Source organism: Ruegeria sp. AO1 (assembly GCF_056535985.1).
Window position 1 is genome coordinate 182,573 of record NZ_JBQFJC010000002.1, and the last position, 22,865, is coordinate 205,437.

Sequence of the window (22,865 nt, forward strand, 5' to 3'; positions counted from 1 at the left end):
GCGTATGCGGTTGATCTTACTATAGTTTCCCGCGGCCAACTGACGTTTTGCAGAGGGTCGATCAGGGCGGCCGTTTTGTTGTGTTTGCCTATTGGCAAAGACGGTAAACACGGTGTCGGCAAGCTGGACCAACTACTGCCACGCGCAGTCAGGGAGGATACGAAATGAATCGACGCGCGCTTCTCGCGACAACCGCTGCACTACTAGTCCCAAGCCTGGTTTGGGCCCACGGACCAACCCGGCAGAAAGTCACGTTGACCACGGAAGTGGCGGCTTCGCCGGAAGAAGTTTGGGCGGTTGTCGGGAAGTTCCATGACATGTCATGGCATCCTGCGGTGTTCTCGACCGAGGGCAAAGGCGGAAACGATATTGACGCGACCCGGCTGCTGACACTCGGTCAGGAAGGAGGACCGACAATTGACGAAATTCTCTACAAGTTCAGCGACGAGAAGATGAGCTATTCCTACCGGATCACCCAGGTCGCGGTTGAGGTTTTGCCCGTCACCAACTATTCGTCGCATCTGACGGTCAAACCGCGCGACGGGGGTGGGTCGATCATTGAATGGCGCGGAGCCTTTTATCGCGGGTATCCAAATAACGACCCGCCAGCCGAATTGAATGACGAGGCTGCCATCGCTGCCGTGACCGGAGTGTATCAGGCTGGACTCGATGCCTTGGTCGAGCGTTTTGGTGCCGCAAGCTAGCCGATTTATCGCGTTGCTTGCAACGATCTCCGCCAGCCCAGCGCTGGCAGAGACGGCGTTCATCACCTGTCAAAACGGTGAGGAACTCAGCCAGATTGATCTTTCCGAAATGCAGGAAACGGCCCGTTGGCCCCTGCCAGGTAAACCTGCAGGCGTTGCTATCGGATCGGATACAACACTGTTCACTGTGTCCTCGGATAGCAAGACGGTGCAGCGCTTGTCTTCTGAAACGGGTGAGACATTAGCGCGGGTTGTACTAGATGGTGGTCCCATCGGGATCGCGCTCGACTTGGCACGCGGACGCGTATTTGTGTCGGATTGGTACAACGCCCGTCTATGGGTGCTGGACAAAGAAAACCTGCGGGTTTTGACAGAGTTGCCAACAGGCACCGCCCCCGCCGGGATCGCAATCTCAGACAATGGTCGCTTTCTGGCATCGGCCGACAAGGACGCGGATCAAGTATCTGTTTTTGATGCTGTAACTCTGCAATCACTTCATAGAATTACGGTTGGCACCCGCCCCTTTGGACTGCGATTTGCCCCTGATGGGCGGCTGTTTGTCGGCAATGTCGGCAGCAATGATGTCAGTGTCATCGATGTCGAAATAGGCGCGGTCACCGCCACGGTTCCCGTCGGCGAACGCCCATATGGGATCGCTTTTGCCCAAGGTCATGCATTCGTCACGAACCAATATGCCAATACACTCAGCGTTATCTCTCTTGAGACGTTGGAGCATGAAGCTCTGATTGAAGTCGGAGAATATCCGGAAGGCATCGACGCAACGACCGGCGAGGATCTGGTGGTCCTCGCTAACTGGTTCGACAACACTGTCAGCATCGTGGACCCAAAGGCGCTCAATGTGATAGAAACGATAGAAACCTGCGACGGGCCTCGTGCCTTTGGTAGATTTCTGCAAGGAGGAAGACGATGAAGGCTTCTCACCTAGTTGCAGCCCTGTTCTGTATTCTGGCTGCTCCGGCCTGGGCATCGAACGAGTCATGGGACAATGTGCGGGCGCTGCTCTATGGCGACCGACCCATGCAGAATGGCGATGCATTGATCGCGATCGATGCACCCTATCGTACGCCCGATGACGCAAGAGCCGAACTGGCGGCGCAAGTCATCGCCCCCCAAGGAACGAATGTAGCCAAAGTGACTTTGGTATTGGACGAAAACCCGATGCCGGTTTCTGCTGTGTTCGAGTTGGAAGAACCGCTGCCGAGTTTCTACTTTGACGTGACAATGCGCGTGAACGGTCCGACCCCGATGCACGTCATCGCCGAAACCACGGATGGACGCCTTTGGGTGTCGGAAACCTTTGTAAAAACATCCGGCCTTGGGGCATGCGCTGCACCACCCGGAGCTGACCCTAAACTGGCATTGGAGAATCTGGGAACGATGGAGGCCGAACTAGTCGGTCGCGTCCCGGCACTTGATACGTTGACCCGTCTGTCCAATCTGGGTGCAGATCGAGCCAACAAGATGGATTTGAACATAGAGCATCCGTCGCATTCGGGAATGCAGATGGATCAGATTTCTCTGCTGTTCATACCGATGCGCTTTGTGGAAACCGTAGATGTAGATCTTGACGGAGCGGGTTACGTGCAGATGACCGGGTCGATCTCGCTTTCTGAAAATCCAAGGGTCGGCATCTCGGTACCAAGCCGGGCGCAAGCGGTTGATGTGACGATGACGGATACCGATGGCACAGTTAGCCATCTGCACAAGAAACTGGCGGGCTTTTAGATTAGCCGCCGCCCGTAACTGGCTGACCCGGAAACGGCTCGACCCGTTCCAGTGGATACCCCCACAAAGCCCAGCCGTCTGTGCCTTCGGGGAACCAGTAGACGTTGGTGTATCCCCATTCGATTGCGCGGCGGGCAGCATTCCAGCTCATCCAACAGTCTTCAAGGCAGAAGAACACCACGCCATTGTCGATATCGCCATTAGTGCTGGCCTCAAGCCCGGATCGAAAATAATCCGCTGTGACATCTGCGATTGCTCCGTAGCCAACATTGGGCAACCAGATTGTTCCGGGTATACTGTCACGTGGTTTGTCTCGCCAAATCGTACCCTCGGGCAGATTGGCTGGCTTGGGTGGCTGGGGCAAGACATCGATAAACGCGGCGCTTTGTTCCTGCCACAAAGTATGCGCCTCTTCCGGGCCGATAGTTGCGCCGCCGGTAATCTGATCCGGCACCGGCGCGCGGTAGTGATCCATGCGGTAGTCACTGGGCTCGGGAACAGTCTGCGCAATCGCTGCAGTTGAGAACAGCGCAAGTGCCACGAACACGCGCGTCATTGCGACAGGTCCAGAACCTCGGTCCCCAGATCATTCACAAGCGGAACGCCGGCCTGCGCCAGTACGGCGTTGATCTCATCCTGATTACGTCGGATCAGAGAATTGAGTTGCCGCTGCCATACTTTCTCGCCCTGTCGAACGCCCATTGTAATGCGATAGTACAGACGCGGAGGCAGCTCTTCTTTCACCAACGGGATTACCTTGAAACCGGGGTAGTCCGCTTTGACCAGCGGTCCGCCCAGAGGACCCCAAAGGATGGCCGCATCAATCTCGCCCGATTGCAGGTCATCCAGCATATCAATGGCGGGACTTTCAACGCGGCGATCGACGAACAAGTTGTATGGTTTGGCCTGACCTATCAACCCGTTTCGCGCCATATGCGCAGCCGGAGGAGTACCCGCCACAATCCCGATCTTTCGCCCCTTGAGCGCAGGATCGTTCAACATCTCAACCTGAACCAGATCGCTGTCTTCCGGTACGATCAACGCATAGGAGGACGTATAGTAGTGGTTGGTATTTTGCACTAACTCGTGCCCTTGCGCGTAGCCAATCACCACGTCACATCGCTTGGCGGCCAGTGTATTGCGAATAAAGCCAGTCGCCTGAGGGAACCACACGTATTGCACCGGCAATTCCAGCTTTGCCGCGACTAGCTCAGCAAGTTGATTTTCGTACCCTGATCCATCCTCGGACGACATGGGGTAGTTGGCAGGATCCGCGCAAACGCGAAAGGCTGTGTTTGATACCAGATCTGAAGTTTGCGCATTTACCGGCTGTGTCTGTCCCAGACAGACGCCAATTGCTGTCAAAACAAGGAAGGCCTTAGCCCATACACGCATTTTCATCTTCGCGGATCACTTCAGATTTTGCTTCTTTCTTCGGCGGGCGACCACGTGGGATTGCACCCGATCCATGGGCTTTCAGATATACATAGATATCATCCAAAAAGCACATCACATTCGGGTTGTCGCCAAATCCTGGCATCACCGAGTTTTCTGCCGCATTCACCACCTGGCGGCCGTTTGTAACAACGTCGACAAAGTCGTAGTAATCCATGTCCAGCGCAGACTCTTTCAAAGCTGGCGCATAGGTTGAGCCTTCGCCATCCGGACCATGACAGACGTGGCACTCCGCATGGTAACGGCGGAACCCTGAAAAAGTCATCCAGTCTACAGTTCCATCCTCGGCCACGTTGAAAGTGGGGATATCGTCTTCGGTGAAGTACCGCCCATCCTCGGAATACGAGACCGCCAGATTGTCAGCCAAAGCGGCAACAGGAAGGCAGGACACAAGAACAGATGCCAGAAGACGTACAGAGTGGTTCATGGAAAGCTCGTTTCTTTTCAAGTGAAAGACCGGCGCAGTCCGTCTGGGCCGCGCCGGTCAGAACTTTGGCTTAGTTCGGTAGTGCGAACACAGTCAGCTGACCGCCCAGCGCGGTATAGTCGCTGAGCGCGGCATAGCCGCCAACAGCACCCAGACCGTCATTCGGGTTGGTCAAACCAGCCGCCAGACCAATACCGGCCCAGCCACCCACACCCGACAGGATGCCGATGTACTGCTTGCCACCCTGCTCATAGGTCATCACGTTGCCTATGATGCCGGATGGTGTTTTGAACTTGTACAGTTCCTCACCGGTTTCCGCATGAACGGCCTTCAGATAGCCTTCGAGCGTGCCGTAGAAGACTACGTCACCCGCGGTTGCCAGAGCGCCAGACCAGACCGAGAACTGCTCAGGAAGCGACCACTTAATGCTTCCATCAGTGTTGTCCCACGCGATGAAGTTACCCATACCACCATGGCTGTCAGGTGCCGGATACATCGCCAGCGTCGCACCCACATAGGGCTGACCGGCGGTGTACGACACGCGGAACGGCTCATAGTCCATGCAGACGTGGTTGGTCGGCACGTACATCAGCTGGGTCTTCGGTGAATAGGCTGCAGGCTGTTGGTCTTTGGTGCCCAGAGCAGCCGGACAAATACCCGTCGAGTTTACATCCTCGCCGTTCTGTTCCGTCGAATACTGGGCGACCACGGCCGGACGACCATAGGTTTCGCTGTTGGGGTCCATGTCGACGCCTGTTGTCCAGTTCACAACCGGGTCGAATTTTTCAGCCACCAGCAATTCACCTGTGACACGGTCCATAGTGTATCCAAGACCATTGCGGTCGAAATGGGTCAGGAGCTTACGCTCGGTGCCATCAATCTCTTGTTCCGTCAGGATCATTTCATTGATGCCGTCATAGTCCCATTCGTCATGCGGCGTCATCTGGTAGAACCATCTGGCCACACCAGTGTCGATGTCGCGAGCCATGATAGTCATGGACCAGCGGTTGTCGCCTGGGCGCTGTGCCGGGTTCCAGGTCGACGGGTTACCCGTGCCATAGTACATCAGGTTCTCGTCCAGATCGGCAGAATACCAGCCCCATGTGGTGCCGCCACCGATCTTCCACTGATCGCCTTCCCAGGTATTTGTGCCCGAGTCTGCGCCAACTGGTGTACCAAGATGCGTGGTCTTTTCAGGATCGACAAGAATGTCAGAATCCGGCCCCATGGAATAGGCCCGCCACACTTGTTCGCCCGAGTTCATATCGTAGGCCGTCACCGACCCGCGCACACCGAACTCACCGCCCGAGATGCCGACAATGACTTTGTCTTTGATGGGCAGCACGGTGGCCGTGTTGGTTTCACCAATCGCGGGGTCACCATTTTGAACTTCCCAAACAACGTCACCAGACTTGGCGTCGAGCGCCACAACCTTGGTGTCTGCCTGATGCAGGAAGATTTTGCCATCCGCATAGGCCACACCGCGGTTCACGGTGTCACAGCACATCACCGGAATCACGTCCGGGTCCTGTTTGGGTTCATACTTCCAGACGATTTTGCCGTCATTCGCCAGATCCAGAGCATAGACAATGTTCGGGAACGGCGTGTGGACATACATCATGTCGCCAATCACCAGCGGAGAGCCCTCGTGCCCGCGCAGAACGCCGGTCGAGAAGGTCCACGCCACCTGCAGATCACCAACGTTGTCTGCGTTGATCTGATCTAGTTCGGAATAGCGCTGATTTTTGTAGTCACCCGTCTGGATCGCCCATTGTTTTGAGTTCTCCATCTGGGCAATCAGGTCGTCATTGGCATAAGCCGCAGTGGCCAGCGCAATGGCGATCCCGGAGGTCCAAAGCGATAGATTCTTCATTCAATCTCCTCCCTTTCGTGCAGCGATCTCGCTGCATTGCAACACCTCACCCAGGTCGGATTGCGGTGTCTGTTAATGCGCGCCCAGACTGGTCCTTTTCCAGTCACTTAGACGGGCGAGCAATACGATTTCTTACGACCCGGGGTCCTCAAAGGTCGCAAGATATGCGATGATATTGGTGCGGTCGTCCTCTTTGCGCAGCCCGGCAAAGGTCATCTTGATCCCTTTTGCGTAGTCGCGCGGTTTGGTCAGAAACGCGTCCAGTTCTTCGGGTGTCCAGACCAACCCTTCTTCCGACAGCGAAACCAGCACTGGCGAATAACCAAACCCTTCAACGGTTGCGGCCTGACGGCCAACGATACCGTTCAGCATAGGCCCCACCTTGTTTTCAGCACCCTCACCCACGGCGTGGCAAGCCTTGCACTTGCGGAACACCTTCTCGCCCGCCTCTGGATCGCCTTCGGCACTTGCGAAAGCGGGTGCAAGCATAAGGCAGGTTGCTGCGAATACCGTTCTGAACACTATCATTCTTTCCTTGCTGTTTTCATTAGCTGAGACGCTCCGCGTGCCATTCGACATGGTCACGCGCAAAGCTGTTAACGAAGAAGTACGAATGGTCATACCCTTGCTGAATTCTGATTTGTCCGGGCTGACGGCGTTTGGCCATCATATTGGCCAAAGCTTCGGGTTTGAGCAGATCAAGAAACTGATCATCCGCTCCCTGATCGATAAGAAGATCACCCTTCCAGCCGTGTTCTTCCAGCAGCAGGGTGGCGTCATGCGCGACCCAAGTGTTTTCGTCGTCGCCCAGATAGCTGCTGAGTTGTTTGCGACCCCAATCCGACCGTGTCGGGTGCGCTATCGGTGCAAATGCGGAAAGCGATCCGAATTTGTCGGCGTTCCGGATCGCGATCGTAATCGCCCCGTGGCCGCCCATGGAATGACCCGTGATCCCGTGACGATCCTGAACCGGGAAGTTCTTGAGAACAATGTCGCGCAGCTCGTCCACGATGTAGTCATACATCCTGAAATGCGACCGCCACGGATCGCGGGTGGCGTTCACGTAGAACCCGGCCCCCTGACCCAGATCATAAGCGTCGTCATCGGCGACATTGTCACCACGCGGAGAGGTATCAGGGAACACAACCGCGACACCATAATCCGCAGCCGCCTCTTGGAATCCACCTTTGGTCATCGCGTTTTCGTGGGTGCAGGTCAGGCCAGACAGATACCACAGCACCGGCACCGGCCCGGCTTTAGCTTTAGGCGGCAGATAGATGGCAAAGGTCATCTCACAAGCGCAGGTATCGGACGGGTGGGAGTATACTGTCTGCTCCCCTCCGAAACTGCGGTTTTGTGAGATGACCTTTAGATCCATGTCAGTACTCCACTACCGCACGGATCGATTTACCCTCGTGCATCAGGTCAAAGCCGTGGTTGATCTGATCCAGCGTCAGCCTATGCGTGATCATGGGATCAATCTCGATCTTGCCGTCCATGTACCAATCAACGATCTTCGGAACGTCTGTCCGGCCCTTGGCACCGCCAAACGCAGTACCGCGCCAGGATCGGCCGGTGACCAGTTGGAACGGACGGGTCGAAATCTCTGCACCGGCGGGTGCTACGCCGATGATGATGCTTTCACCCCACCCTTTGTGTGCGCATTCCAAAGCGGTGCGCATTACGCCCACGTTGCCAGTGGCGTCAAAGGTGTAGTCTGCGCCTCCACCGGTCAGCTCGACCAGATGAGCCACAAGATCGCCGCCGACTTTCGAGGGGTTCACGAAATCTGTCATTCCAAAGTGCGTCGCCATCTCAGCCTTGCCATCGTTAAGGTCGACACCGACGATTTGATCCGCGCCAGCCATGCGAAGACCTTGGATCACATTCAGGCCGATCCCACCGAGACCAAACACAACGCCGCGAGAACCGATCTCGACCTTGGCTGTGTTGATGACAGCCCCGATGCCTGTGGTGACTCCACAGCCGATGTAGCAAATCTTGTCGAACGGTGCGTCCTTGCGCACTTTTGCCAAGGCGATCTCGGGCACCACAGTGTGATTAGCGAAAGTCGAACAGCCCATATAATGATGGATAGGTGTACCATCCAACATGCTGAACCGGGTCGTACCATCCGGCAACAGACCTGCCCCTTGAGTTGCGCGCACTTTCTGACACAGGTTCGTCTTTGGGTTCAGGCAGTATTCGCACTCGCGGCATTCGGGTGTGTACAACGGTATCACATGATCGCCGACCTCAAGGCTGGTCACGCCTTCGCCGACCTCCAGAACAACCCCGGCACCCTCATGGCCCAGAATTGCCGGAAAAATCCCTTCGGGGTCATCGCCCGATCGAGTGAATTCATCGGTATGACATAGACCAGTCGCCTTGACCTCAATCAGGACTTCGCCTGCTTTCGGGCCATCTAGGTCAACCTCCATGATTTCAAGAGGTTGACCTGCCGCCACAGCAACCGCCGCGCGTGTTCTCATTTCTGAATGTCCTCCCTTGCGCCGGAATCATTCTCGGACCGGCAATTTGGTATGAGTATGAGGGCCAGCACCTTGTTCAAACAATTAAGACAATGGTGTGTATTGGGTTGAATGGACTTAAGGCGCAGATTTCATGCATAGTATCTGCGTAGAGGAGAACTGTGATGTCGAACGGCAAGCTATTCGTTGTGGTGCTGGCCTGGATTGGCATGGCTGGTCCCGGCCTTACCGCAGATTTTTCCGATCCGACCTGGCCGTGTGTTCAACGCAAGGTCGAGGATTTATCGCTCGGTCTGATGTGGCCGCATCAAGTCGCCGAGGGTAAATCAACTGAAAACAATGCCGATATCGAAGAAATCGCCGGATTGTTGGCCCTTCGCCGGATCGAACTGGAAGAGTTGCAGCCCGAGGTCGCAGAATTCGCAGCGCGCTACAACGGGGATGCGGATGTTCTCGGATTGGTGTTTCAGCGCGTCTTCGACACATTGTCCAAACGACGCAAGCGCATCATCACGGGGATCGGTGAGTTTTCTCTAAACCAAATCGAAATGGCTGAAAAGATTGATCTGGCCCGTGTCGAAATGGAGCAGGCCTTGTCCGCAGACCCGCCGGATTTTGACCGCGTTGACGCCCTTGAAGAGCAGCTGGATTGGGACCAGTTGATCTACACGGATCGTCAGCGCTCGATCACCTACTTGTGCGAAACCCCGCAGATCATCGAACGTCGCCTTTTTGCAATCTCGCAAATGCTGCAACAGTTAACGTCAGATCAGGGATAAGCTTCCAGCGCGGATTTGCCCCTTCCATAGGTTACTATCAACCCGGATCGTTGAAACGGCTAGCAAAACTACTCCCATTCAAGTTCGGTAAACGCAACCGTTGCGTTACGTGGATTATAGGCGTCAAAAAGTTCCCATTGTTCTGATTCACTTTGGGCGATTGTTTCGACCGCATCGCCCAATCGCAGACCCGTTTCAATCGCCGCGCGGGTGTCGGTTTCCAGCACATCCAGATAGCGCAGCATATCTTCGGACCCCTCCGGCCACGCAAGGATCGGGCCACCATGGCCGGGGACGATCTGGGTCACATCAAGCCCAGTCATCTTTTTCAGAACACGTTGCCAACCGATCAACGCGCCATCCATTGCCGGAGTATGCCGGTGAAACACCAGATCGCCGGTGAACATAACACCCGAGTCTACATCCACGACCGTCAGGTCATTCCCAGTGTGGGCCCGGGGCCAGGCTCGTAAGACCAGTTTGCGACCGCCCAGATCAATCTCTTGCGCGGATTCGACCGCGATGTCGACGGCGATTGGCTCGACACCAACATAGGCTTCGGGGCCGATGGCGGCGCTCAGGCTCGCGATGTAGTTCCCAAGACGGTCCAGCAAGGCGCGCTCCAACCCCGCGTGGCCGACAGTCTTCGCACCCGAAAGGGTCAAGGGACCTGTCCCGAGTGTGTGATCGGGGTGCATGTGAGTCAAAATGACGTGACTGACGGGTTTATCCGTCTCTGCCCGAATGGCGCGCCAGATGGCCTCACCCATCCACGGAGCCGTACCGGTATCGATCACCGCGACACTATCTTGACCGATGACAAATCCGATATTCGAAACGTCACCCTGATTGTCAGCGGTAGGTTCTTCAATCAGTCCACGATGCACAAAGAGACCAGGCGCGGCTTCCACAAAATCCAGTGTTTGACCAATAAGTTGGCAGTACGGCTCTCCGCTGTGCCCATCAGTGCGCGGTGGCGGAGACATCTCTAACATCCGTTCGCAATCGGCCTGCAATTCAGCCTCGTAGCCCGGCAAAAGCTGCTCTCTGCAGGGTTCAATTGCGGCCTGCACACATAGCAAAATTACGGCTTCAAACATGACGCCCCTCCGCCCCGAACATGGGCACAAATCGGTGACAGAGCCACACCACCTTTCGTCGGCATGTATTTTTCTGGTGTTTTATGGCATATAATGCAGCACCGGATGCCGGAGGAGACATCATGGCCAAAGCACTAGCACCCGCAGCGATCCTTTCACTGGCGCTTTGCGCGTCCGCATGGGCCGAGCAGTCCGTCAAAAATCCGCTGGTTGACAGCGAAACTTGGCAGGACCTGCAATATGATGTTGTTGGTGATGCCCAGATTGGCAGCGCGGACACGCTGCTTTCGCTGGATGCACCTTATCGGGCGCATGACGCCGCAACGGTGCCTATCGTTTTGAAGCAACTTGATCCCACCGCTAAAATCTCTGCCGCCACAGTGGTGATCGACGAAAACCCCGCACCAATCGCCGGTGTATTTACCTTTTCACCGGCCATGGGCGAGTTGGATTTCGAAATGCGAGTCCGCGTGAACCAATACTCAAATGTCCGAGTGATTGCGGAAACATCTGACGGGCTTCACATGACTGGTCGCTTTGTCAAAGCCTCGGGCGGCTGTTCAGCTCCGGCCAGCAAAGACCCCGAGGTCGCCTTGGCCTCGATGGGCAAGATGAAACTGCGCAGCTTTGGGCAAGAGGCACAGATTTCAACGCCGCGCCGCGAAGCTCAGATCATGATCCGGCACCCGAACTATTCCGGCCTGCAGCGCGATCAGATCACGCAGTTGTTTATCCCTGCGCATTTCATCGACCATATCGAGGTTTGGCAGGGGGACGAGCTGTTATTCACCATGGACGGTGGCATTTCGATCTCGGAAAATCCTGCGTTCCGCTTTGCCTATAACGACAACGGCACGACAATGCTGACCGTCAAGGCAACGGATACCGAAGGCAATACATTCGAGAAAGACCTGCCCAAGGCAGCCGCTAGCTAACGGACGGTTCCGCGTTCGTCTCAGAAACAGACAACTTCGGCTTCGGCCTGCGCCCGGCGCAGTTCGGCAACCATATTTTCGGCCAGAACTGCGCTTTTAAAGAACGACATACGCTCACCGCCAACCCGGCGCATCGACAAGACGGTTTCTGCCTGTTCATACCTCTTATAGGGCAAGATTGAAGCGATCAAATCGATTGAGCACGAACACCGGTCCAGCATCTCGCGCGTTTGGCCGTTGGTTACCATGCAGGCAAACACGTAGTCCGCACGCGCAGCGGTCGGATAGTCGTTCAGCCGGTCCGCGACGCTTTGTGCTGAGGCGGAAACCGGCGCAACAAGACAAGCAATGATAGCGCCTGTAACGGTCATCCGACCCGCTTCCCATGCCCAACTAGGCGTTTTCATTTGCGACCCTCCTGCACACCTTCAAACTGCATTTCGGACCTGTAGACCGCCTCGCCACCGTCTTTTGGCACAGCTTCTGCCACAAGGCTCAGATACCATCCGGGAACCTCGTCTGACACTGTGACACTGAGAACTAGATCTCCGAAGCCCTGCATCCTGTCTCGGTTAGGGTCTTCGGCAAAGGGCCGCATATGGATGGTCTGCACTGGGACGATTTTGCCATCCACCACTGCCTCAGCCTCGATAATCTCGGCAGGTTGAACTAACGCATCTTTGACGCGGTTTCGGATATAGAATGGGCTGCCGCCAGCGGACTCGGCCATATCCCGGATAGCGCTTTCATAAAACACCATGATCATCGGATTCCCGACATTGGCTGGGAAAACCCCCATCGCGCGGTGCTTTTCGTCCTGACGAAACTCCAGATGTGCCATTTCAGACCCGTCGTCCCTGAAGCTGAGCGCGATATCGCCGGTATCTCGTTCCGCGGTGTCGGGTCGAAGCCGGTTTGTCACCGTGCGCTGATAAACCAGTTCTTTGTCACGAGCGACTGTGTCCAATACGCCGTTCTGGAAAAGCAAATCATAGGCTTGTTTGGACTCTATCGGAGCAGCAGATGCTGGAGACACAGTTATAAGCGAAAGAGCCAGCCCGCACAGAAACAATCTCATAGTTTCGTCCTCCCAAAAGTGAGAGTATGGGCAAATCGCCCCATGTCACCGCCGACTTTTGTCGGTGTCCAATATTTGAACACTATTTGCACGCTTGATTTTCCAGATAATCAAAGACCTAAGGCGCGGAAGTTTGACAGGTTTCGTCATGACCGAGATCTCTTGTCGCAACCCGTCCTGACGCAAGGCTTCTCTTCGATCAGCTGTGATCAGAATCGCCGGAACCTGAGTCTGTGTCATCTCTCGGATTTGGCCAATTGCGTTTACACCAGTTTCACCGTCATCCAGTTGATAATCAGCCAAAATAATGTCTGGCGGCATTCCGATGTCTTTGATGTATTGCAACGCTTCCCGCGGTGAGTGTGCAGGAAGCACACTTGCACCATTCTGTTCCAGCCATTGTGTTGTGCCGAACAGAACATCGCGGTCGTTTTCGATGACCAGGACTATGAAGTCCAGCGGTACATCGCTTGTGTTAGCCAACAGGTCCAGAGGTTCAACCGGGCTTTGCGCCGCCGCGACCCTGTCCATTTCGATGCTAAATACGGACCCTATGCCGGGTTTAGACCGCAATGAAAGCTTGTGCCCCAAAAGCCGGCAGGCGCGGTCCACCACAGACAATCCCAATCCCATACCCGAACCCAGTGGTACGTTGTCGGCCCTTGTGAATTCTTCGAAAACGCGTTCCTGATCCTTGCGCGCAATTCCGATACCAGTGTCCCACACCTGCAAAATGACCTTGTCGCCACGCCTGCGACAGCCAACCAGAACCCGGCCTCCAGGCTCGGTATACTGGATGGCATTCACCACCAGATTCTGGACCGAACGCAATAGATAGACCGGGTCCGAGTTTACGATTTCCGAACAAGGGACAACATCAAGCCGGACATTCTTGTTCTCAGCGACCAACGTTTGGTCGCCCTGTATCCCGGCAACCATCGAAGCAAGGCTGACATCCGTAGGTGAGACGGTATCCGGATCAGCAGTTTCCAGTCGCGAGATATCCAGCAACGAATGTAGCAACTGCTCTGCAGAACCGAATGCGCCGTCCAGACGCTCCATCATCTCGTGAAATTCGGTCTCGCGCGTGATTTCCAACAGGGTCGAGATCATCAACTTCGCGGCATTGATCGGCTGAAGCAAATCGTGGCTGGCCGCGGCAAGGAACCGTGTCTTGGAAGACACCGCAGCCTCAGCGCGTTCTTTCGCGATCCGCAGGGCCTCTTCCACGCGCGCTTTTTCTTCGTATTCCTGAACCAGCTTGGCGTTGGCGTGGGTCAATTCGGCCGTACGCTCCATAACGCGGTTTTCAAGCGTCTCGGTCGCGCGAGCCTCAAGCGTTACATCCTTCAATTCGACCAGAAACCCACCATCCGGTAGTTGGTTGACTTGAATGTCCAGCACGCGGTCCGACCCGTCGCGCACTCGTTTACGCAACCAGCCCCGGCTTTTCAGTTCGTGCTGCCACCTGCCGATCCTGCGTTCATCATCAGCCTTGATCAGCCCGCGTGCCCGCATCAGATCCAGAAGTGTTTTCACAGGCACGTTTCCCTGTAAAAGAGAATGCGGCAGGTTCAGGATCTCCCGAAACCGCGCGTTGTGCATCATGATTTGGGACTTTGACGAAAAGGTGCATACGCCCGAGCTCATGTTTTGGAAAACCGCTTTCAGGTAGTCTTCCTGTCGGTCGATCAGGGTTTCTTTCTCATCGCGGTTCCGGCGCACGACCGTAGTGATGTCTGTCAGAAGAATGACCACGTTCTGAGGGGACGTATATTGCGCACTCAACTGATACCAGCGATCACCGAGCAGTTCGATCACGTCGCTTGACACCATGCCAGTGTGACAATTGCGCTCCAGTGTATCCAACATGTTCGAGATACCATTGTCGGAGGACACGAATTCGGGGCTGCTTTGCACCTTCAGAAAGAACTGTCCAAGTGTCAGACCGGGCCCGATCAAATTGGACATATCTGGGAAAATTGCCTGAAAAAGTTCGTTGCAAAGGTTCAACTCACCATCGGTGAACAACGCGAACCCCTCTTCCATGGAAGACAGCGCTTTTACTAGGCTCTTGCGGGTTTGTTCGCGTTCGTATCTGGCGCTTTCAAGCTCGGTGGTGGCCCGTTCCAGATCGCGGCTTTGTTCCATCACCTGTTGCTGCAACTCGATGGCCGATTGAAACGCCAGGAATGCGGACGGGCCCACATCCTTTTGACGATTGGCCCGCCGCATCAATGCATCAATGATCTTGGCTTGTTTCGAGACCTGTATCTCTAGCGGATCGTCCGGATTTAGCATGTTCAGCTCAGGTCCCGCTTCTCAGGTTCAAAGAAGGCGACTCCGACGAAGGTCTGGTTCATATGCACACCAGATTGCTGTTCTCCATAGGTGTTGAAGCCAACGACACGGTGGGATTGCAAAACGTCAGAAACCTGACTGCTCAGCTGTTTTTGTTCTATCTCAAGTTTGCGTAGAATACAGTCGAACCCAAGGATGAAATCAGGTGCCGTTCCAGTGGTGTCACGCACATCCAGCCCAGCCTTGAGAGTTTCGATGATTTCCTTCCCGCGCCCTAAAGTCATAATCAGGCCGTCATCAATCGCCGCCAGAAAGGACAAAGAACCTCCCTCCATCGGTTCGCGAATGGCGCGGACGTAGTAGTTGAGGTTTTGCCGCAAAAGCAGTGGGTTCTCAGCAAAAACCAGCGGTGACAGATCCTCTTCCGCGCAGCCGACCAGCCGCGCATATTCCTGCGCTGCAGGAGCACCGTTGATCTCATATACTACACGCTCTTCGGGGTCGGCGTCGGTGATAATGATTTCTGACCCGATCGGTAGGAAATGGTCGAACCCTATGCCCTGAAAACCAAGGTTTGTCTCAATCAGCAACAGAACGGCTGCATTACTGTGGGCCTTGCCACCATGAAACACAAACGTCTCTTCATACTGAAGGCCATCCCCGGCAGAGCCACCGAATATCGGCAACCCGTCCAAAACGGTTTCCAGAGTCGAGACCAGCAAATCCTCTTGCTTGGACAAACCATCAGAGAAAACCAAAGCCAGCCTGTTCCACCCCGCCGTATGGCGGAACCGTTCGGCCTGCCGCTGCGCTGTCACTGCGATCTCGGTCGAATCCAGCGGCCTAATCCGTTCAAACAGGATGGACGAGCAGCGAAAATTCGACTTCGGAAAAGCCAGCAACAATAGCGCGTCCGATTCATACCCCGATCGCGTTATCTGCCCGGCGGTCGTGCAGCCGAACACAGGAACACCCGCCAATTTCTGGTTAAGAAAACGCGAGATCTCTGAGGGATCGAATTTGCTGGGAATGAAAGCCAAAACGAAGCACGAAAGGTCGCAATCAATTTCCGCACAGGCTTCGTCAACAGCTTCTGTCGGATCCAAGGCAACCGAACGGCCTATGGCGATGAAATTCGGTCCGTGCTCCAGATCCCGCATATGCGCCCCTTAGTGTTGAAGGAAGGATTTGACCTCCGGCTCATGTCGCGACTGCCGGGCGACAACCGAGTCGACCAAAATTGCGGCCTGGGTTCGATTTCGCACCCCGAGACGACGCAACAAGGCCGTGATATGCGCCTTGACCGTGGCCTCGGCCAGCGACAGCTCATAAGCGATCTGTTTGTTGGATTGGCCGACGCAAATCAGTTTAAGGATTTTGACCTGCTGCGGCGTCAGCGAAGACAACTCGGGGCTGGACTGGTAAACAGCGCTTTCCGGCGGCTTCGTCTCTTCGACACGGCTGTATTCGGGTGGCACATAAATTCGGCCGGACACAATCTGCTGCACTGCAAGTTTCAGCGTTTGCGCAGGCGTGTCCTTAGGCAAGAACCCCATGGCGCCGTAGTCCAGAAGCGATCGAACAAGCTCGGCAGAGGCCAGCGAGGAGATCACCAAAACCGGTGCTTTTGGGTAGCGCTGCCGCAATTGTTGGAACCCCGAAATACCGGTGACATCTGGCAGCTTGAGGTCGAACATGATCAAGTCAGGCTTGAAGCCGCCGCCAAGTATCTCAAGTGTTTGCTTGAGTGTGCTGGCTTTTTCGATCCGGCACTTTTCGAAACTCAGTTGCAAGGCCGCAGCCAAAGCATCACTGAACAACGGATGATCGTCCACGACCAACACGCTGGATACTTGGTCCACCGGCTCAGGGCATCCCATAGTATGCATTGTTTCTCCTCCGAGAGGAAAAGTACATCATTTCGGGATCAGTTCAACTGTTTCGTCAAGATGAAAGCGAAAGATATCATTGATAACAAAAGCTTGATGCCTCCGGCGGTCTAGTGCTGCAGAAACCGTCGGGAAAACTCCTTCAAATCCGGGCTCACTGCGTTTGGGTCGAAAACCTGTCGGTCAAAGTCCTGCAATTGCTGCAGACGTCGCGACGAAGCCCCGTCCCGGCGCAAAATCGCGGCAGCAGCTTGGCGAAAGCTATCCACACGGCCAGCCTTCGCACTGCGCCGTAATTCGCGAACCAGGGGATCAAAAACCGCAAAACGTTGCAGGGCGCGTGAAGCTGCCACTCGGTGGCCAGAGAGGCCAAAGGCCAGACCAGCAAGAAAGATAACGATGGCGACCGCAAAAACCGGCCAGCCCGGTAAAGTTGCAGGGAGCGCTGATGTGTGCGTTTTGTCGAAGGATTCTTGTGGCGTAGTCGTGCCGTAAGCAATGCGTTGGGGAGAGATCGTAACCTCTCGGGCTTCGCGTGAGAAAGTGTCGAAATAGCTGAAGCGCAACGGCTCGACGATGCCTGATATGTCATTCGACGGGCGAATGGTCCAGCGCCAGAAAGCATAGGTGACCGGCCCCTCGGGGGTCAGTTCGACAAGACGTTTTTCCGGATGTGCGAAGATCAGGGCCGAAGGCGAGGTAAGTTCAGGCATTGGCGGAATCATCTCGGGTGTCGCCCCCAGTGCTTCAAGTCGGATAACGCGCAATACACCTTCACCGAGCGCAAGTTGATCCGGGGCATTCGACCACTGGTCCGTGATTTGTAGTTTGCGGACCGGAAACCACCAGTCCTTTGTCGCAGGGGCCTCGGCCACCGGAATAGTAAGCGGTTCTGATTGAATGTCATGTTCGAACCAGTCGTCACTTTCGTCGGTCAGGGTCAATCTGTGAACGAACGGTCCAATCGAAAGCTCGCCCGCTTCAACAGGATAAATCGCCATGCGCCTCGTGAAGACTTTGTATTTCCGGCCATCGATCCGCTCCTCTGACCAGCTGTCAGGACCCAGCTGCGCCCAACTGAACCCTTCGAAGTCGGGTTGGATCAATTCTTCGCGCGTGATGTGCCGACGATAAACACCGCGGATGGTCAAAAGCACCATCTCTCGGGTGAAAGGCACAGTTGTCTCATCGTTGATGGTTACCTCTATAGACGCCTCAGAAGGCAGCACGGTCTTGGATTGTGCAAGCGCCGGAACAGGAAGAAAGATGAGAAGTAAGATCAACCACCTCATTCTGGGGACTCCGGTTCCGGCGGGGACAAACCCAGCTTGACCCTGCGCTTATGTTCCTGCGCGATCCGGGCTGCCATGAACTCTCCGGGAACATCAGAGAGTTGATTGAGCCAACGTTGGTCGGCGACCATGAACTTGTCATCAAAGATGCGCCGCACACCCAGCCGCCCGCGGCTGTCCAGTTGTGCCAGTCCCAGCATTGTGTTTGAGTTTGTGACCTCACTACCCGTTCCCGCCGCACGGGCATTGCCTCGGGCTACGAAGCTATCTGCTTTGGGACCAGACCTACGTTCTGGAAAAAGGCCCAAAGCATCCGGATCGATCTGCTGCCCCGCATAGTAGGCGGCCAGAACGTCGAAATTGGCTTGGGCATCTGGATTGCCTTTGGCAATGGCCTGATCATAGGCCTCAAGTCCGGCGGCCAGTCTTCCACCTCGCGCCTCTGCGTTGCCCAGATTGTACTGGTTGCCGGCACTCCTAAACATTTCGGCCGCATCGTCGAAGTTCTCGGAACGGTATAATGCGACACCGCGCCAATTCGTGTCGGAAAACAGGTTTGCCGCCAAAGGATACAGCCCCAAAGCCAAGGCCACGCGCCCAAAGGGAGCGGCACCGCCAACCGCAATGGCAAACGCAATGCACGCAGCGCCCGCTAACGCAAGCCACCTCATGTGCGTTCCCTCCAAAACAGTAGCAACAGGGGGAACAATGGAAAAACTAACAGATACCGCCCAAGATCGTGCCAGAACAACACCGGATAGTCAGCACGTTCCAACCGAGTCGCAGCATCATCCGCCAACCAAACGGCAAAATCATCTGTCTGATCCAGTGTAAAGACTGCACCACCGCCAACACCGACATGGGTTTGCATTTGCGCCGTCGGAGAGTTTAACGACACCAAAGACACACGAGCCCCGCGCGATACAAGGGATGCGACCTGTTGCAGTGAGGGAGTGCCCAAACCGTCGCCATCCGAGAAGATTACAACGTCCCCGGCCAAAATCCCTGCTTCTTCGATCCGCTGAAGCGCCAATGCCAGCGCCCGTTCCGGACGAGACCCTTTATCTGGAACGGTCTCACTATTGATGAGAGATAGGGTTTGTCCCAATTGGCGGTGATCCGTCGTCATATCCGTTGCGACATAAGCATCGCCCGCAAACACAACGATGCCGCCGGGTCGAGACCCAAGTGCACTGATGCCAAAGCGCCCCATGCTGAGCATTTGTGGCCAGCGGTTGTTATCCGCCACACTGTCCGATGCATCAACAAGGAACAACACTCCGTCCAAGTTGCGATAGGTTTGCGCGTCACGGCGCTCGATCGCCGGGCCAGCCAGCGCGATTGCAATGGTGCCGCTGGTCAGCAATAGGGCGATTGGTGTGATTGGGAAGGAACCACTTTCAATCCTGCCGATCGCCACCATCGCTTTCATAAGCTGAGGGTCAGTCACCTTGTCCCATGCGCCAAACCCCCCGGTGCGGGATACCAACCACCAGCCGACTGCGCAAAGGAAGAGCACGGAAAGCCCCCAAAACGGCCTGAGCAAGGTAACATCCAACTCAGTCATTCCGCCTGCCTCCACGCCGCCATGAAAGCAAGCGCAGCGGCCAGTGCAGCTGGCCATGTCCAATAGGATTTGTAAACTTCGGCCGTGAGACCAGCGCTATCAGTCGCTTCCAACCGATCCAACGCTTGAGTCACCTCGATCAGATCATCGGTGGTTTTGACGCGAAAGGCCTCACCTCCCGACACCTCGGCAATGGCGCGCAACGTGGCGGCATCGACCACACCGCGTTCGCCAATCTCAGCGCTTTGCAGGTCTTTGGGGCCCAGCGCAATCGTGTGAACCCGCACCCCCAGTTCAACGGCCAGTTCCGCCACACCACGGGGGTTCGTGGCCCCCGCATTGTTCACGCCATCCGACAATAGGATCACAACGCGCGAGGCTGCCTGACTATCAGCGAGCCGCTTCAACGCGAGGCCAAGGCCGTCGGAAATATTGGTTGCACGACCCGAGATACCTATCGTGGCTTGCTCAATTCGTTGCGCAACAGCCTCCGTATCAAACGTGAACGGCGTTGCGAAATAGGCCTCGGACCCGAAAACGATCAATGCCACCCGATCACCCGCACGGCGTCGGGCAAACTCAGCGCCAACGCTTGTCACCGCTTCCAACCGGGTGATTTGACGACCATCGAGATGAAAATCATCGCGCACCATTGAACCCGACAGATCCAGAACAATCGCAAGGTCTCGACCAGAAACTTTCAGCGCGCTGACGGGTTGCAACTCACGCGGGCCGGACAAGGCAAGGATAGTCAGCGCCCAAATGCCCCACAAGGTGAAGCGATCTGCCAAGCGCCGGTTCGCTGCTTTGGCCTCAGGACTGACCGCCAATAGCATCCCGCCAATGCGCTCAGGAACCGGAAACCCGCGTTCAAAAAATGGCCGTGTTTTGATCAGACGAACAATTGCTAGTGGCAGCGGCAACAGAAGCAAGACCCAGGGATCAGCAAGTTCAAACACGAGCCCCAACCTCATCTTGCAAGGTCTCCAGATCAGGCCCCACGCCGGGTCGGTAAAGCTCCCCCGTCAGTTCTGCATAACGTGTTGGATTCTGAGCACGCAGTTTGTGCAAAAGCGCCACCTTTCGCCGGTCTGCAGTCCAAGACTGTTGATCTACGAATTCATCGTTCGGATTCAACGACTGGTTTGCACTGGTTTGAATACTCAGGAACCGCAGGATGGCAACGCAGCCTACTGACGCTAACGCCGCAATCCCAAAGACCACGGCACATTCTGCAAACGCTCCACCCGCGGCCTCAGCGGGCAAATGGATGTCTCGCAAGCTGGCCACCATTGTGGCCTCTGAGAGGGCGGTCTCGTTCATGACACGTATCTTGCTAAAAAACTCGACGAAATACGGCGAGAGGTTTGTTCGACAGGGTCGCTGGCGTTCACCACAAGCGCTGTGTGTGCGGCAACGTTTTGATAGAGTATCGAATCTTCAGGCGCTGCCTTGCCTAGATAGACACGCTTTTGCTGCCCATCGGACAGACGGATCGGATACCAGCCGCTTGGCATCTCGTGCGTTTTGCTTTCCGTCACAAGGACCAGGCGTACGCTTCGGCGATGATCAAGTCGGTCCAGAAGGTCAGAGAACCCATCCCCCTGCTGATCAAAGCCGGACGCGATAACGATCTCGGACCGTCTGGGTGTCAGGCGTTCAACACCGGTAAGCGCCTGTTTCAGTGTCCACCCCACATCTTCACCCCGCTGCAAGGCATTCAGACTTTGCGCATGGGCTTGAACCAGACCACCGATCACATCCAGCATACCACGCGTCTTTCCGCGCAGAGGTACGATGACGGGTATGTCGGAGGTGAGCGCGAGCAGCCCGACCCGCCCGCCGCTTTCGACCATTTGCCATCCCATCAAGGTCAGAACTTCGGCTGCAGCAACCGAGAGAAATGCCCGTTTCAGCCCCCAAAACATTGGCGCGCGAAAATCGGCGACCAACAAGGCGACACGATCCTGCTCCTCTTGAAATTGGCGGATATGGAGGCGCCCGGTGCGGGCCGTTGTGCCGCGGTCCAGATGACGAATGTCATCCCCCGCCACATACTCGCGCACGTCTGCAACCTCGATACCCTGCCCGCGCTTTCGGGTCAGGAAACCACCCGGCAACGCCGCCAGGTCCGGGTTCTCATGTTCAGTCAAAGCGACATGTCGCAAGGCGATCAAGTCGTCTGTTGTCAGGCTCACGCCCGTATGAGCCAGCACACCGGTCACAGCGGCTCGACCACATTCAGAATGTCCGCCACCACTTCGCGTGGCTTTTTGCCATCCGCAATGGCGCTCCATGTCAGCACCATGCGATGGGCCAGCGCATCGGGCGCAACGGCAGCCACATCCTCGGGCAAGGCGTAGTCGCGACCGCGCAGGTAAGCGCGTGCGCGCGACGCCGAAGCCAAGGCAAGCGAACCACGGGGTGATACTGCGTGCTCGATATACCCGGCAAACGGGCCTTCACGGGTCGCGGTCACGAGGCGCACAATGTAGTCCCGCAATTCAGGCGCCACATGCACTGCTTGCGCTTCGGCACGCGCGGACTGCAATTCCGCGATCGTCATCTTCTGAACTTCCGGTGGACCATCTTGTGTTTCAGCAATGACCAGATCAAGGATCTGACGCTCGGTTTCCAGATCTGGAAGAGCCAGCACAACATGTAGCAGAAACCTGTCCAGCTGTGCCTCGGGAAGAGGGAAAGTTCCATCGTGTTCAATAGGGTTCTGGGTGGCAATGACCAGAAACGGGTCCGGTAGGGCGTGCGTTTCATTGCCAACCGTAACCTGATGCTCTGCCATGGATTCCAGCAAGGCGGACTGCACCTTCGGTGGCGCACGGTTGATCTCATCGACCAGGACCATTGTGTGAAACACAGGCCCCGGAACAAATTTAAAACGCCCTTCCTGCGGCTGATACACAGGCGTGCCTGTCACGTCGGAAGGCATCAAATCCGGGGTGCACTGAATTCGGGCAAAACTACCCTCGACAGCGTTCGACAACCATTTAACCGCGCGCGTTTTTGCCAGCCCCGGCGGGCCTTCGACAAGAAGATGCCCACCTTCCAGCAATGCAATCAGTAGTGACTCCACGAGATGCTCGTGCCCGACAAGCCCTTGCGACAAATATCTCGATAATCCCACAATCGCGCGCGGCGGGTCTTCAGGCCTTATGTCCATACGTCCTCCCTTAGACCCGAAGGGCCCAATACCTGAGGTCAGGCTACCC

General features: G+C 55.8%; 25 protein-coding genes. 5 read left to right on the forward strand and 20 right to left on the reverse strand.

All coding sequences use genetic code 11. From position 1 onward, the window contains the following. The first annotated feature begins 164 nt into the window (after positions 1 to 164). The 3 genes from ACR3FB_RS19040 to ACR3FB_RS19050 are packed head-to-tail and all read left to right on the forward strand — an operon-like array spanning position 165 to position 2,450. Positions 165 to 704: an SRPBCC family protein gene (locus ACR3FB_RS19040; protein ID WP_480566400.1), complete on the forward strand. Its 540-nt coding sequence runs from the start codon at positions 165 to 167 to the stop codon at positions 702 to 704. Next, entirely contained in the window at positions 670 to 1,635 is a 966-nt protein-coding gene (locus ACR3FB_RS19045; protein ID WP_480566402.1) for a YncE family protein, read from the forward strand. The genes ACR3FB_RS19040 and ACR3FB_RS19045 overlap by 35 nt, the downstream gene beginning before the upstream one ends. Beyond that, positions 1,632 to 2,450, forward strand: coding sequence for a quinoprotein dehydrogenase-associated SoxYZ-like carrier (locus ACR3FB_RS19050; protein WP_480566404.1), 819 nt, complete (start codon positions 1,632 to 1,634; stop codon positions 2,448 to 2,450). The genes ACR3FB_RS19045 and ACR3FB_RS19050 overlap by 4 nt, the downstream gene beginning before the upstream one ends. 1 nt (position 2,451) lies before the next feature. On the opposite strand, the gene ACR3FB_RS19055 is transcribed toward ACR3FB_RS19050, so the two are convergent. The 7 genes from ACR3FB_RS19055 to ACR3FB_RS19085 form a co-directional block, all read right to left on the reverse strand. Next, entirely contained in the window at positions 2,452 to 3,006 is a 555-nt protein-coding gene (locus tag ACR3FB_RS19055; protein ID WP_480566406.1) for a PQQ-dependent catabolism-associated CXXCW motif protein, read from the reverse strand. Further along, on the reverse strand, positions 3,003 to 3,845 hold the full coding sequence (locus tag ACR3FB_RS19060) for a substrate-binding domain-containing protein (protein ID WP_480566408.1): 843 nt from the start codon (positions 3,843 to 3,845) through the stop codon (positions 3,003 to 3,005). Before ACR3FB_RS19060 ends, ACR3FB_RS19055 begins: the two co-directional genes overlap by 4 nt. Then, positions 3,829 to 4,332 carry a c-type cytochrome, methanol metabolism-related gene (locus ACR3FB_RS19065; RefSeq protein ID WP_480566410.1) on the reverse strand — a complete coding sequence of 168 codons (504 nt, stop codon included), beginning with the start codon at positions 4,330 to 4,332 and terminating at the stop codon, positions 3,829 to 3,831. Before ACR3FB_RS19065 ends, ACR3FB_RS19060 begins: the two co-directional genes overlap by 17 nt. Positions 4,333 to 4,402: 70 nt before the next feature. Continuing rightward, on the reverse strand, positions 4,403 to 6,205 hold the full coding sequence (gene xoxF5, locus ACR3FB_RS19070) for a lanthanide-dependent methanol dehydrogenase XoxF5 (RefSeq protein WP_480566412.1): 1,803 nt from the start codon (positions 6,203 to 6,205) through the stop codon (positions 4,403 to 4,405). Positions 6,206 to 6,337: 132 nt separating this feature from the next. After that, positions 6,338 to 6,727, reverse strand: coding sequence for a c-type cytochrome (locus ACR3FB_RS19075; protein WP_480566931.1), 390 nt, complete (start codon positions 6,725 to 6,727; stop codon positions 6,338 to 6,340). A gap of 25 nt (positions 6,728 to 6,752) precedes the next feature. Next, a complete protein-coding gene (gene fghA, locus ACR3FB_RS19080) occupies positions 6,753 to 7,583 on the reverse strand; it encodes an S-formylglutathione hydrolase (RefSeq protein WP_480566414.1) in 831 nt (276 codons plus the stop codon). Position 7,584: 1 nt separating this feature from the next. Beyond that, a complete protein-coding gene (locus tag ACR3FB_RS19085) occupies positions 7,585 to 8,697 on the reverse strand; it encodes an S-(hydroxymethyl)glutathione dehydrogenase/class III alcohol dehydrogenase (protein WP_480566416.1) in 1,113 nt (370 codons plus the stop codon). Between the two features lie 164 nt (positions 8,698 to 8,861). Here ACR3FB_RS19085 and ACR3FB_RS19090 point away from each other — a divergent pair, with 164 nt between their 5' ends. Beyond that, complete coding sequence (locus ACR3FB_RS19090) at positions 8,862 to 9,476, forward strand: hypothetical protein (RefSeq protein WP_480566418.1); 615 nt, start codon at positions 8,862 to 8,864, stop codon at positions 9,474 to 9,476. A gap of 68 nt (positions 9,477 to 9,544) precedes the next feature. On the opposite strand, the gene ACR3FB_RS19095 is transcribed toward ACR3FB_RS19090, so the two are convergent. Beyond that, positions 9,545 to 10,576, reverse strand: a complete 1,032-nt coding sequence (locus ACR3FB_RS19095) for a quinoprotein relay system zinc metallohydrolase 2 (protein WP_480566420.1) — start codon at positions 10,574 to 10,576, stop codon at positions 9,545 to 9,547. 122 nt (positions 10,577 to 10,698) lie between these two features. Here ACR3FB_RS19095 and ACR3FB_RS19100 point away from each other — a divergent pair, with 122 nt between their 5' ends. After that, complete coding sequence (locus tag ACR3FB_RS19100; protein ID WP_480566422.1) at positions 10,699 to 11,511, forward strand: quinoprotein dehydrogenase-associated SoxYZ-like carrier; 813 nt, start codon at positions 10,699 to 10,701, stop codon at positions 11,509 to 11,511. Positions 11,512 to 11,531: 20 nt separating this feature from the next. Here the strand turns inward: ACR3FB_RS19100 and ACR3FB_RS19105 are convergent, their stop codons facing one another. From ACR3FB_RS19105 to ACR3FB_RS19160, 12 genes are all read right to left on the reverse strand, one after another. Then, the gene (locus ACR3FB_RS19105; protein ID WP_480566801.1) at positions 11,532 to 11,882 is read right to left on the reverse strand and encodes a hypothetical protein; all 351 of its coding nucleotides are present in this window, start codon (positions 11,880 to 11,882) and stop codon (positions 11,532 to 11,534) included. A 32-nt stretch (positions 11,883 to 11,914) separates the two neighbouring features. Continuing rightward, positions 11,915 to 12,589, reverse strand: coding sequence for a hypothetical protein (locus tag ACR3FB_RS19110; RefSeq protein ID WP_480566423.1), 675 nt, complete (start codon positions 12,587 to 12,589; stop codon positions 11,915 to 11,917). Positions 12,590 to 12,634: 45 nt separating this feature from the next. Next, positions 12,635 to 14,890 (reverse strand): PAS domain-containing hybrid sensor histidine kinase/response regulator, encoded by a 2,256-nt coding sequence (locus ACR3FB_RS19115; protein WP_480566425.1) that lies wholly within the window; start codon positions 14,888 to 14,890, stop codon positions 12,635 to 12,637. Between the two features lie 2 nt (positions 14,891 to 14,892). Beyond that, positions 14,893 to 16,050 carry an FIST N-terminal domain-containing protein gene (locus ACR3FB_RS19120; protein ID WP_480566427.1) on the reverse strand — a complete coding sequence of 386 codons (1,158 nt, stop codon included), beginning with the start codon at positions 16,048 to 16,050 and terminating at the stop codon, positions 14,893 to 14,895. A gap of 9 nt (positions 16,051 to 16,059) precedes the next feature. Beyond that, a complete protein-coding gene (locus tag ACR3FB_RS19125; protein WP_480566429.1) occupies positions 16,060 to 16,779 on the reverse strand; it encodes a response regulator in 720 nt (239 codons plus the stop codon). A gap of 110 nt (positions 16,780 to 16,889) precedes the next feature. Further along, positions 16,890 to 18,071 (reverse strand): hypothetical protein, encoded by a 1,182-nt coding sequence (locus ACR3FB_RS19130; protein ID WP_480566431.1) that lies wholly within the window; start codon positions 18,069 to 18,071, stop codon positions 16,890 to 16,892. Beyond that, a complete protein-coding gene (locus ACR3FB_RS19135; protein ID WP_480566433.1) occupies positions 18,068 to 18,742 on the reverse strand; it encodes a hypothetical protein in 675 nt (224 codons plus the stop codon). The genes ACR3FB_RS19130 and ACR3FB_RS19135 overlap by 4 nt, the downstream gene beginning before the upstream one ends. Then, positions 18,739 to 19,638 carry a VWA domain-containing protein gene (locus ACR3FB_RS19140; RefSeq protein ID WP_480566435.1) on the reverse strand — a complete coding sequence of 300 codons (900 nt, stop codon included), beginning with the start codon at positions 19,636 to 19,638 and terminating at the stop codon, positions 18,739 to 18,741. The genes ACR3FB_RS19135 and ACR3FB_RS19140 overlap by 4 nt, the downstream gene beginning before the upstream one ends. Next, positions 19,635 to 20,612 (reverse strand): VWA domain-containing protein, encoded by a 978-nt coding sequence (locus ACR3FB_RS19145; RefSeq protein WP_480566437.1) that lies wholly within the window; start codon positions 20,610 to 20,612, stop codon positions 19,635 to 19,637. Before ACR3FB_RS19145 ends, ACR3FB_RS19140 begins: the two co-directional genes overlap by 4 nt. Further along, complete coding sequence (locus tag ACR3FB_RS19150; RefSeq protein ID WP_480566439.1) at positions 20,590 to 20,961, reverse strand: hypothetical protein; 372 nt, start codon at positions 20,959 to 20,961, stop codon at positions 20,590 to 20,592. Before ACR3FB_RS19150 ends, ACR3FB_RS19145 begins: the two co-directional genes overlap by 23 nt. Further along, positions 20,958 to 21,836: a DUF58 domain-containing protein gene (locus ACR3FB_RS19155; protein ID WP_480566440.1), complete on the reverse strand. Its 879-nt coding sequence runs from the start codon at positions 21,834 to 21,836 to the stop codon at positions 20,958 to 20,960. Before ACR3FB_RS19155 ends, ACR3FB_RS19150 begins: the two co-directional genes overlap by 4 nt. Before the next feature lie 23 nt (positions 21,837 to 21,859). Then, positions 21,860 to 22,816, reverse strand: a complete 957-nt coding sequence (locus ACR3FB_RS19160; protein ID WP_480566442.1) for an AAA family ATPase — start codon at positions 22,814 to 22,816, stop codon at positions 21,860 to 21,862. Positions 22,817 to 22,865 lie beyond the last annotated feature (49 nt).